The sequence below is a fragment of the Streptomyces sp. WG5 genome (assembly GCF_049974565.1).
Taxonomy (GTDB): domain Bacteria; phylum Actinomycetota; class Actinomycetes; order Streptomycetales; family Streptomycetaceae; genus Streptomyces.
Genome location: NZ_JBNGGC010000083.1, coordinates 1 through 4,634 on the forward strand (window position 1 = coordinate 1; position 4,634 = coordinate 4,634).

Consider the following 4,634-nt stretch of genomic DNA (forward strand, 5'->3'; position numbering starts at 1 on the left):
GTGGCGGGTGCGGGGTAGAGCTCCGCGAGCTGCCGCAGCAGCCGGGCGTACGCCTCACGCTCAGGGCCGCGCGGCTCGGTCGGCTTCTTCGTCGACTCCCAGGCGGACACCGTGGCCCGCCGCACCTTCAGCGCGCTGGCGACTTCGTCCAGCGTCAGGCCGTGCGCGGTGCGCAGCCGCTTGCGCTCTTCCGCCGACGGCAGCGGAGAGCGGGACGCGACCAGCGCGTCGACCGCGTCGAACATCTCGGACATGGAACGCCTCCTAACCTAGACTCTACCCCAAAAACCGTAAGGATCGCGCACTTTCACCGTACAGATACCGTACAAAGTGTGTTCGGAGGAGGCGCGGCACACAGCTGAGGGGGCGGCCCCGTATGGGACCGCCCCCTCAGCGCTCGCACCTCAACGGGCGCGCGGTGGCGTCATCCGTGCGTGCAGCAGGGTGCTGCGGGTGAGTTCGGTGCCCTGCTTGTGGTCCTCGTTGAGCAGCACGGTCAGGCCCTTGGGCGCGTTCCAGTGCTTGCGCAGGTTGGGGGTGGCTCCGAGGTCGTCCAGGAGCAGGTTGACGACGGTGGCGGCCTCGCTAGGGCGTATCCAGCGCTGTGACGCTCGGCAGCGCCCGCCGGGGCGGACTGGGGCGAGACATTGGAGTTTCTGCCGACGGATCTCCGGCGCAGGACACTAGCGAAGCGCCTGCCGCCCGACCACTGACCGGGCCACTACGTGAAGGCGGCCCCTGAGCAGTGAAGCGACCCGACTCCAAAGTCGGGTCGCTTCACTCTGGTGACAGTCCTCCGCCCGCCCGCCCGCGCGGTGAGGGGTGGGCTGTTCAGTACGCCCGTGCGGACGTGCCGTAGTTGTCCCTGCGGCGAAACGCCGGCATTGGCGCCGTGGGTGCCGCGGCATCCTGATCCGACCTCGCCGCAGGAGCCCCGGGAGAGATCTGCTTCCGCGACGGGGTCGCCGCGCACAGGCCGTTGGCAGAGCGTGTGAGCCGGCCTTGGCTCAGCGGAAGAACGCGAAGCTATGGAGGCCACCTGCACCGACAGAGTTAGACCAGCTCCTTTGGTCCCTGGCCGGGGTGGCGGGGCCGGGGCCAGCGTGACACGGCGGGGCGGGGTGGCCGCGCTCCGGGCCTGGCGGCCCAGCGGGTGGCTCACTGGTCGCCCTGCGGGCCCGTTTCACCGGTGAGCCAGTCCGCGCACGCGCGGACCGCCCTTTTCCTGCGCCTTCGGCGCACACCGGCAAAGGGGGGCGCTGCGGTAGTGCGCCTCCAGAGGCCCCTGCACCGGTCCGGCGGCCGCGGCGAGTCGGCGATGCCGCTGCCCGTTGCGGTGATGCGAAGCCCTGGTGTCGTGCCTGTAGACGTGCAGGACGTCCAGTCAGAGGAGAGCGCCCCTGCTCGACGCGTTCGGCGGGCAGAAGCCGCAGGCTCGTGTCCGTCGTCGGCGTGCTCCTGGTGGTGCTCGGCCCAGTGCCGAGTCGACGTCGCGCGGTGCTCGTGACCGGAGTCTGCTGCGTCCGACCTCGGACGTCACGTACGGCAAGCCCCTACCGTGGCCGGACAATGCGGTCTGGGCGCTACTACTCAGGCCGGCTGGGTAGCAGAGCGCTGCCCCGCGTCCGGCCTGGGCGGCTTTGATCGACAGCATGAAGTCGAAGATCGTGGTCCCCGTGCTCGGTGTCGCCCTGGTGGCTCTCGTCGGGCTGACGGCCAAGGCGTGCGAGGCGATACAAGGCGGGCCCGTTCACAGCACGGAGGAGTTCCGTGACCATGTCCGGGCCACCACCCGGGCCGGCGAGGATGCCTACCGCGCGCTGTCCCCGGCACCGGCCGAGGAGCCGTACGCCTCTCGGCAGGGCAGCTCCTCGTGCGTGGACGACTTCGGCTTCGACGACACCGGCGTCAGCCGGGCTGAGCCCATCTTCACCTGGGACCTGGACTTCGCCAGCGACGACGACTACCGCGCGGCGCTGGCATCCCTCCGGGCCACCTGGCGCGAGGACGGCCGCACCGTCGAGAAGGTCGACAACGGCATCACCGCCACCCTTGACGACGGCATCCGGGTCACCCTCCACCTCGACTACTACGACGGCGAGCCTGAACTGCGCGCCGAGGGCACGTGTATGCGCTACCGGCACAACTACGGCGATGCATACCACTACATGTACGACGACAACGGAGACGGGACGATCGACGAATACGAGCGGCCGAACTGAGCGCGCGGGAGCAGCCGCAAGTGTGCCCCAGACGCAGGTGCGCCAGCACCAGCAGCGCCTGGCGGTCGGCGGAAAGCCGGCGCCACCGAGTTCCGCGCTCCGACCGATGCGCGGCCAGCTGGGCGGTCAAAACCGCAGGTGCGGGGGGTGAGTGGGTTCCGTTCCGATACTGCACGACGAGGTGGCCGATGGTGTCCGGGGAGTGTCAGTGCCGTGGTCTACCGTCGTCGTGCCCCGTTGGGTGTCCTCTCGCCCGTGGCTGTGCTCTCACCTCACTTGGCCACGCGTTGGCACTCTGCGCTCAGTGCTGCGGTGTGGTTCCGGGCCGGAATGTCACGTTCGGGGTGTAAAAGAAACCTCCGCCGCTGACCCGGTTGCCGGTGACCGCGACGTCGCTCACCGGCGAGACGAACCCGACCGTATCCGCGCTTACGCGAACCGCGTTGCGCGATGCCCCCGAAGCGCCTGCCGCCACCGTCACCTGGTTGTCGATGATGTCGACCCCAGAGACAGGATTCGGACCTACCTGGACCGGCGGTTGGCTGACCGTCCTCGCCGACATGGAACTGACGTAGACCCCACCGACGCTGTTGTTGATCGTGTTGCCGCGGACGATGATGTCGGTGGTGTTCATCGCGCCGATGGCATCCCACTTGGCGTTGTCCACGACGTTGTCCTCGATCAGCACGCGCGCGTGCACCTGGCCGACCTTCTCGCCGCCGGTGTGCGATCCGACCAGCTTCGCCCAGGACGGTTGGGAGCCGGACGCACCCGCGTAGTTACGCTGCACCTGTACATCCACGGTCGGAGTGCCATCACTGGCTCCGGCCCACGTGTTAGTGGAGAGGGGAAGGTCGAGTTGGACGGCCTCGCCCTGCCACAGGCCCCACGTCGGATTCTCGACCCAGCCCTTGAAGAAGCAGTCCCGAACAGCACCCCGGCGTACGGCGTTGAGTTCGACCGCGTGCCACCACTTGACGTTCCAGACCGTCACGCCTTCTACCTCCACGTCCTGGGTGTGGGTGAAGGTCAGCACGTTCATCGGCGGAGCCTTGTCGGCACGTGCCCGCGCCAGCCCGGAGTCCTCCCACACCCACGCGGAAATGGGGTCCCACTCGCCGCCCTTGACCATGATGTTGCCCGGGGCCGAGTAACCCGTCGTAGCACGACTGGGAACATGGTTGATCAGCATGGTGGCGGCCTTGGCCCCACTGACCGCGGGCGCGGTGAACGCCCCCTGGCTGTCCGTCACGTACTCGGGAGTCGGCGAGTGCTGATTTTTCCGGTCCAGCGTGTACTTCCGCATGACGGTGCCGAACTTAGCGACGAACCGCGCACCGGTAGCGTCCAGGACCGTGTTGCCACCGATGACCAAAGTATTGAGCAGCGTGTAGGTGGGAACGCCCACATACCCGGCCTTCACGACGATCCGCCCCTTGTCGTCGACGCCGTGCGGGCCGACCACGCCCGCCGCCGCATCGTCCAACGCCTTGCGCAGAGCCCGGACGTGCGCCGCCTCACCCACAACGGACGGATTGATGCCCGCGGCACCAGCTTGAGCCGCCGATGCCGCACCCCCTACGACCGTGACGGCCCCGGCCGCCACGCCCCCGCGCAGCAGCCCTCGTCGACTGATCCCTGTCATTCTCCTGCCCCCCACTTCTCGGCCACCGGCCGACCTGTTCGCATAGCCGTGGATGACTCATGCATCTGCGCAGCGGTCTGGTTTGCGTACCACCGACGCTGACGGTGCCCGCCCCCTCGAAACCCAACGATCTTATTAGCCCGTGATAGTACGCCCGGAACTTAGGCTCTTGCGACCGGCAGGTTCGTGCCGACGCCAGCACGTCCTGCCTGGTCTTGGAAGCGATCCATCGCTGAGTTGCTGCACATCTGCCCGGCGCAGGGACGTGCTCGCCGAGGAACCGTGCCCTGCCGTCGCGGTGGAGTGATCCTGGTGTACGAGCACTTCAGGGTCTTCAAGCCGGCGTCACGGCCGCTTTCGGACCCTCAAACAGCGTCAGCGCGGTGCAGGACGTTGAGCAGGGCCTCCAGCTGGGCCAAGTCGTGATGGGTCGGGAGGGCGGTCACTGTTGGTGCACGCCAACGATCTCGTCATCCGGGTTGGTGGCGCACTCGATGTCGGATATCTGCTGAGCTACAGCTGCGGGTGGTGTGCCTGCAGCGCCGGATGACGCCCATTCAGGTGTGGATCACCCACCCCTGCCGCTGTCTCTGACCCGGTGAAGGGGACCCAAGCGGCCGCATTCCAGCGGTCTAGACGCGACCCGGCCGTTCGCGAACAGCCTGTGCTCACGAACGGCCGGGCGTCAGAGGGACGGACTACTGAGGTTTTCACGGCGGGGTCGGTGGGGTGAGAGCCAGACCTGTGGCGGTCAGGCAGCCGTCGAC

At 68.1% G+C, this 4,634-nt stretch carries 3 protein-coding genes and 1 pseudogene; 1 reads left to right on the forward strand and 3 read right to left on the reverse strand.

Annotation, left to right across the window (positions count from 1 at the left end):
- A partial coding sequence (locus ACP4IX_RS35840; protein ID WP_426558775.1) for a helix-turn-helix domain-containing protein occupies nt 1–254 on the reverse strand: 254 nt, incomplete at its 3' end.
- 1,398 nt (nt 255–1,652) lie between these two features.
- Here ACP4IX_RS35840 and ACP4IX_RS35845 point away from each other — a divergent pair.
- Complete coding sequence (locus ACP4IX_RS35845) at nt 1,653–2,222, forward strand: hypothetical protein (protein WP_426558777.1); 570 nt, start codon at nt 1,653–1,655, stop codon at nt 2,220–2,222.
- Between the two features lie 19 nt (nt 2,223–2,241).
- Here ACP4IX_RS35845 and ACP4IX_RS35850 read toward each other — a convergent pair.
- Both ACP4IX_RS35850 and ACP4IX_RS35855 read right to left on the reverse strand, forming a co-directional pair.
- Nucleotides 2,242–2,352, reverse strand: a pseudogene (locus ACP4IX_RS35850) (IS5/IS1182 family transposase); the annotation flags it as partial.
- 171 nt (nt 2,353–2,523) lie between these two features.
- Nucleotides 2,524–3,867, reverse strand: a complete 1,344-nt coding sequence (locus ACP4IX_RS35855; RefSeq protein ID WP_426558779.1) for a hypothetical protein — start codon at nt 3,865–3,867, stop codon at nt 2,524–2,526.
- Nucleotides 3,868–4,634: the final 767 nt, after the last annotated feature.